The 4,846-nt window shown below is 72.0% G+C and carries 3 protein-coding genes; all 3 read left to right on the forward strand.

The genetic code is table 11. The features are described 5' to 3' along the window. On the forward strand, positions 1-3,047 hold a 3,047-nt coding region (locus NS220_RS16940; RefSeq protein ID WP_440589478.1), incomplete at its 5' end, for an Lhr family ATP-dependent helicase. Between the two features lie 110 nt (positions 3,048-3,157). Next, positions 3,158-3,934, forward strand: a complete 777-nt coding sequence (locus NS220_RS16945) for a DNA-formamidopyrimidine glycosylase family protein (protein ID WP_058625179.1) — start codon at positions 3,158-3,160, stop codon at positions 3,932-3,934. Positions 3,935-4,176: 242 nt separating this feature from the next. Further along, positions 4,177-4,584 (forward strand): transferase, encoded by a 408-nt coding sequence (locus NS220_RS16950; RefSeq protein ID WP_043361032.1) that lies wholly within the window; start codon positions 4,177-4,179, stop codon positions 4,582-4,584. The last annotated feature ends 262 nt before the right edge of the window (positions 4,585-4,846 follow it).

A 4,846-nucleotide genomic window follows, 5' to 3' on the forward strand; every position in this document is an offset into this window, starting at 1 on the left:
CGGGCGCGCAGCGCATCGCGGTGACGAGCGGAGGAACGATCCCCGACCGCGGCCTCTTCGGGGTGTTCGTGGCGGGCGAGTCACAGAACGCCCGCGTCGGCGAGCTCGACGAAGAGATGGTCTACGAGTCGCGTGTCAACGACGTGTTCACGCTCGGCACGACGAGCTGGCGGATCGTCGAGATCACGCACGATCGCGTCAACGTGCTGCCGGCCTTCGGGCAGCCCGGCAAGCTGCCGTTCTGGCACGGCGACGGCATCGGCCGCCCCGCCGAGCTGGGGGAAGCGCTGGGGAAGTTCTCGCGTGACCTGGCGGGTGCCGACCAGGCCAAGGCAGAGGAGCGCCTGCGCGAGTCCGGGCTCGACGACAACGCCATCACGAATCTGCTCTCGTATCTCGCCGAGCAGCGCGAGGCCACCGGGAGCCTCCCGACCGACAAGACGCTCACCGTCGAGCGCAGCCGCGACGAGGTCGGCGACTGGCGCATCATCTTGCACTCCCCCTACGGCATGCAGGTGCACTCCCCCTGGGCTCTCGCGGTGAACGCGCGCATCCGCGAGCGGCTCGGTGTCGAGGGGGCGGCCGTCGCGAGCGATGACGGGATCATCGCCCGGGTCCCGGATGCCGCGGCCGAGCCGCCCGGCGCAGACCTCTTCGTCTTCGAGCCCGACGAACTCGAGCAGATCGTCACCGACGAGGTAGGGGGTTCGGCGCTGTTCGCCTCGCGCTTCCGCGAGTGCGCGGCGCGGGCGCTCCTGCTTCCCCGCCTCAACCCGAACCGTCGTTCGCCCCTGTGGCAGCAGCGGCAGCGGTCCGCTCAGCTCCTCGAGGTCGCGAAGCGGCATCCGGCTTTCCCGATCATCCTCGAGACACTGCGCGAGGTCCTGCAAGACGTCTACGACCTCCCCGCGCTTCTCCGCGTCACCCGGCAGATCGGCGAACGCCGCATCCGGCTCGTCGAGATCACCACCTCGCAGCCCTCGCCGTACGCGCGCGACCTGCTCTTCGGGTACGTCGGCGCTTTCATGTACGAGGGCGACTCGCCCCTCGCTGAGCGTCGCGCCGCGGCCCTCTCGGTCGACCCGGCGCTGCTGAGCGAGCTGCTCGGCAAGGTCGAGATGCGCGAGCTCCTCGATCCCGAGGTCATCGCGCAGTTCGAGCGCGAGGCGCAGCGACTCGACCCCGACCGTCGTGCGCGCGGGGTCGAGGGCGTCGCCGACCTCCTGCGCATCCTCGGGCCGCTCGACGCGACCGAGGTCGCGGCGCGCCTCGACGCCGAGAGCGATGCCCTCGTGGAGGCCGAGCAGCACCTCGCGACCCTCGTCGACGATCGCCGTGCGATCCGTGTCACGATCGGCGGTGTCTCGCGCGTCGCCGGGATCGAGGACGCCGGGAGGCTCCGCGACGCCCTCGGCGCGGCGCTGCCGGTCGGCATCCCGAACGCTTTCCTCGAGCCTCTCGCCGACCCGCTCGGCGACCTGGTGGCTCGGTACGCCCGCACGCACGCGCCCTTCACGACCGACGCGGTCGCCGGACGGCTCGGGGTGGGGATCGCCGTCGCCCGGTTGACGCTGCAGCGGCTCGAATCGCAAGGGCGGTTGGCGAGCGGGTTCTTCCTGCCCGACCCTTCGACAGGCTCAGGGTCCGGAGGCGGCAGCCGCGGCGACGACACCGAATGGTGCGACGTCGAAGTCCTCCGCCGCCTGCGTATGCGCTCGCTCGCCGCGATCCGCGGCAGCGTCGAGCCCGTCCCGCCCGCGGCGTACGCACGCTTCCTCCCCGTGTGGCAGCACCTGGGCCGGCCGCTCGAGGGCATCGACGGGGTGCTCGCGGTCATCGAGCAGCTGGCGGGAGTGCCGATCCCGGCGAGCGCGTGGGAGTCGCTCGTCCTGCCGTCCCGCGTCCACGACTACTCTCCGGCGCTCCTCGATGAGCTCACGGCGACGGGAGAAGTGGTGTGGTCGGGTCACGGCACCCTCCCGGGGCGCGACGGCTGGATCGCCCTGCACCCGGCCGAGGCGGCACCGTTCACCCTGCAGGACCCCGACGACCCCGACGATCCGGCCCCCGATTCGCTCGAAGCGCGCATCCTCGCCGCCCTGGGGGGAGGCGGGGCGTACTTCGCCACGCAGCTCACCCCGTTGGCCGGTGCCGAGAACGAGCAGTCCGTCAACGATGCGCTGTGGGCGCTCACCTGGGCGGGCCGCGTCACGAACGACACCTTCGCCCCCGTCCGCATGCTCCTCAGCGGCGGCGGACAATCGCACCGCGTGGCTCGCCGAGCACCGCGCGCGCGTATGTACCGCGGGGCCACGATGTCGCGGGCGACCTCGGCTCCGCGCCCGCCGTCGCTGGGCGGACGCTGGTCCCTCCTCCCCGAGAGGGAGCAAGATGCCGCGGCCCGCGCGACCGCGACGGCGAGCCTGCTGCTCGACCGGTACGGCGTCGTGACGCGGGGGGCCGTGCAGTCCGAGGGTGTCCCGGGCGGGTTCGCGCAGGTGTACCGCATTCTCGCGGGCTTCGAGGAGGCAGGACACTGCCGCCGCGGGTACGTCATCGAGAAGCTCGGGGCGGCCCAGTTCGCCGCCTCGGCGACGGTCGATCGGCTGCGCGAGTTCGCCGCCGTCGCCGATCCCCCGCCGCTTCGCACCGTCACCCTCGCGGCGACCGATCCGGCGAACCCCTACGGCGCCGCCCTGGGCTGGCCCGCCCTCGAGGGGGTCACCCATCGACCGGGACGCAAGGCGGGAGGTCTCGTCGTGATCGTCGACGGCGAGCTCACCCTGTACCTCGAACGCGGCGGACGCACCGCCCTGGCCTTCACCGACGACGAGGCCCGGCTCGCGGCGGCCGCGACCGACATGGCGGAGACGGCGAAACGACGACGGCTCGAGACGCTGACGATCGAACAGGTCAACGGTGAGTTCGTCTACGGCACGGGGGTCGGTCGGGCGCTCCGCGCCGCGGGTTTCGTCGAATCCCCGAAGGGGCTGACGTTGCGCAAGCTCACCGCGGGCGACACCCTGCGCGAGGCCGCTCGTGCCTAGGGGCTTCGCCGTCGCGCCCGCCGCACGGCCGCCCGCGCAGAGGGGCTTCGCCGTCACGCCCGGCCCACGGCCACGCGCCACCGCGTCCTCCGACCGGACGGAGGCCGCTCGTGCCTGAGGGCGACACCGTCTACCGCGCCGCCGCGAAGCTGAACGCGGCCCTCGCCGGCCGGGTCGTGACGCGCTTCGACGTCCGCGTCCCGGGGAGCGCCACCGCCGACCTGCGCGGCGAGACCGTCCACGAGGTCGCCGCCCGCGGCAAGCACCTCCTCCACCGCATCGGCGGCTACACGCTGCACTCGCACCTCAAGATGGAGGGCCGGTGGGATGTGTACCGCCCCGGCGAGCGCTGGCGGCGGCCCGCCTTCAAGGCGCGCGCGATCGTCGGCGTGACGGGCGCGGACGCCGTCGGCTTCGACCTGGCGATGGTGGAGGTGCTCCGCACGACCGACGAGCACACCGTCATCGGCCATCTCGGTCCCGACCTGCTCGCCGACGACTGGGACGAGGCCGAGGCCGTCCGACGCGTCGCCGCCGACACCCGCGAGGTCCATGTCGCCCTGCTCGACCAGCGCAACGTCGCGGGCTTCGGCAACGTGTACGCGAACGAGCTCCTGTTCGTGCGCGGCATCGCTCCGACCACACCCGCGACCGAGATCGACGCCTCTGCCACGATCGCGCTCGGTGAACGCATGATCCGTGCGAACCTCCCCCGCCCGGAACGAACGTTCACCGGCGACTCGCGCCCGGGGCGCCGATTCTGGGTCTACGGCCGCGAGGGAGCGCCCTGTCGTCGCTGCGGCACGCCGATCCGCGCGACGACGCTCGGGGCTTCGGCGACGAGCGAACGCAACGTCTACTGGTGCCCCACCTGTCAGCCCGGGTGATCCTCCGGCCGTTCCCGGATCAGCGCCCCTCCGGTTCCCTCCTGTCAACCCGGCTCATCCCGTCGGGCGAGCATGCGAGAACAGGAGGACGCAACATCGTCGGGAGTCCTCGCCGCACTTCTCTCGACATCGAGCAAACCGATGGCGGCACGGGCGACGAAGAACCATTCGAGGGAATGAAGGATATTCCTCACCCGTTGTCATACATGTCGGCTGAATCCGAGAGTCGACCGGAGGGGATCGTGGGTAAGAACTACATCGACATCGAGAACGACCACGGCGAAACGCTGCGCTACCGCAAGCACGTCAACGGTCGCGGACTCGTCGCGCACGGCGCGAAGGTCCACCCGTCGGCGCTGGTCGAGAACGGCGCCTACGTCGAACCCGGCGTGCAGATCGCCGCAGGTGTTCATGTCGGCCGCGGGGCGTGGATCGAGTCCGACGCCGTCATCGGACCCGAGGCACGCATCGAGCCGCACGCGCACATCTGCGCCGGGGCCGTCATCGGAGCGGGTGCCCACATCGGCGTCCGCACCCAGGTGGGCCACAACGCCCGCATCGCGACGGGCTCGCTCATCGGCGACGACGAGATCATCAACGACGGCGAGGCCGTCGCCACCGACCAGCGGGGTCTGCGCCTGGCCGCGTGACCGGTCGGCCGCCGCACGGTCTCACGACCCGCACGACTCCTCCGAGCGTGCGGGTTTTCGTTCTCCCGGGTCCAGGCCGATGGTGGGGAGGCTCGGTCTCTCCGAGGGGCAGCGTGCGATACCGGAGCCACCCGTCACGGCACCGGGCACGCGAGACTCACGCGAGGATCGCCAGCACCAGACCGACGAGCGGCAGCGTGCCCTGAATGGTCGCGGGGCGCAGGTACTTGCTCCCCGAGGTCACGAGCACGAGCGCGGCACC

The organism is Microbacterium testaceum, from assembly GCF_001476655.1.
Lineage (GTDB): Bacteria > Actinomycetota > Actinomycetes > Actinomycetales > Microbacteriaceae > Microbacterium > Microbacterium testaceum_C.